2 protein-coding genes are annotated in these 1686 nt (G+C 46.1%); both read left to right on the top strand.

All coding sequences use genetic code 11. From position 1 onward, the window contains the following. A partial coding sequence (locus AAHB90_RS32350; RefSeq protein ID WP_446717949.1) for a Mu transposase domain-containing protein occupies positions 1 to 890 on the top strand: 890 nt, incomplete at its 5' end. Beyond that, entirely contained in the window at positions 880 to 1596 is a 717-nt protein-coding gene (gene istB / locus AAHB90_RS32345) for an IS21-like element helper ATPase IstB (RefSeq protein WP_309993742.1), read from the top strand. The genes AAHB90_RS32350 and istB, both read left to right, overlap by 11 nt. Positions 1597 to 1686 lie beyond the last annotated feature (90 nt).

Here is a 1686-nt window from a genome sequence, read left to right as displayed (position 1 = left end):
AGATCAACCAGAGCCTGGATGACTTTGCCAATCATTACCAAATGTCAGTAGTGCCTGCAAGGGCAGGAAAACCAAAGGATAAAAGTCAGGTTGAGAACCAGGTTAAGCTTTTATATACCCGGGTTTATGCCAAGCTTCGTAACCGCCAGTTCTTTGATATTACTTCCTTGAACGAAGCTATAAAAGAAAAGGTCAGCGAACATAACCAGACGCGGATGCAGCGTAAGGATTACTGTCGCCAGGAACGGTTTCTAGCCGTGGAAAAGCCGCTACTGTCGCCTTTGCCTAAGGAGCACTTTGAATTGAAGTGCTACTGTGAACCCAAAGTTGCTCACAGCGGTCATGTCTATGTTATGAAGCACTTTTACAGTGTTCCTTACACCTTGACGGGTATGAAGGTAAAGGTGGTTTATACCCGTAGCATGGTTCATATCTATGCACATGGCAAGCTGGTCGCAGTCCATATCCGCAGTTATTTTAAGGGGGGCTATTCTTCCGTGAAAGAACACCTAAGTTCTCAAAACCAGGCCTATCTGGACCGTAGCCCTGATTATTATCTGCAACGAGCCAAAAGTAAATCCGAAGACCTATACCTTCTCGTTGAGCAACTCTTCCAGCAGAATAGGTATCCCGAGCAACTCTACCGGAGCTGCGACGGCCTTTTTCGTCTGCACCGAGATAGCAGTCCTGAGAAGTTCAGCAGGGCTTGCCAGATAGCCATCGAAAACGGAATTTACTCCTACCGGTTCATTCAGAAGGTTCTGGAAAACAACATGACCGATCACCCGGAAGAAGTGACCCATCCTCAAAAGCTTCCGGCACATCATAACATCCGGGGCAAAGATTATTACATACAGTCTACCATTAACTTTTTACAAAATGAAAATTGAAGTGCAACTTAGAGAGCTGCGCCTGCATGGCATGTGCAGCAGCTGGCAAGCATTGCTGGAAACCAGAAGACATCATGAGTTAAATCTTGCCGAAGGCCTTGAGCTTCTTTTACAAGCTGAACAGCAGCAACGCAGTGACCAGCGCTTTGAACGGTTACAGAAGAACGCGCAATTCCGCTACCAAGCTTCCATTGAAGAATTAAACCTGGATACTTCCAGAGGGCTTGACCGTTCTCTGGTCACCGAGCTGACCACTGGCAATTACCTGTCCAAGGGTGAAGCCATTCTGATCAGTGGCGCTTCAGGTGCCGGAAAAAGCTTTTTAGCATCAGCACTTGGGCATCAGGCTTGCGCACAGGGATACAAAGTCCTGTATTACAACCTACAGAAATTGCTATTGAAAACGAAATTGAGCCGGATCGATGGAAGTATTTACAAGTTTATGGACAAACTTTCAAAATCAGAACTTCTTATTCTGGATGACTTTGGGCTAACCCGCTTAGAACCGCAGCAGCGCATGGACCTGATGGAAATTATTGAAGACCGACACGCTAAAAGGTCTACGATTATTGCTAGTCAGCTACCCGTAGCGAACTGGTATGATGTGATTGGGGAGGAAACGGTCGCCGATGCGATTTTAGATCGACTTGTTCATACCTCTTACCGCATCGAACTGAAAGGTGAAAGTTTAAGAAAAAAACGGTAAAATTGTCAGCCCATCAGAATCTCTCAGATCAGAACCTAAATTAAAGGGGTCAGTATGCCCGGTACGGGGTCAGCTTCAACGGAATATCCA

Origin of the sequence: Dyadobacter sp. OTU695, assembly GCF_038440355.1 — a bacterium.
Taxonomy (GTDB): Bacteria; Bacteroidota; Bacteroidia; order Cytophagales; family Spirosomataceae; genus Dyadobacter.
This window is presented reverse-complemented; position numbering and strand designations above follow the sequence as displayed.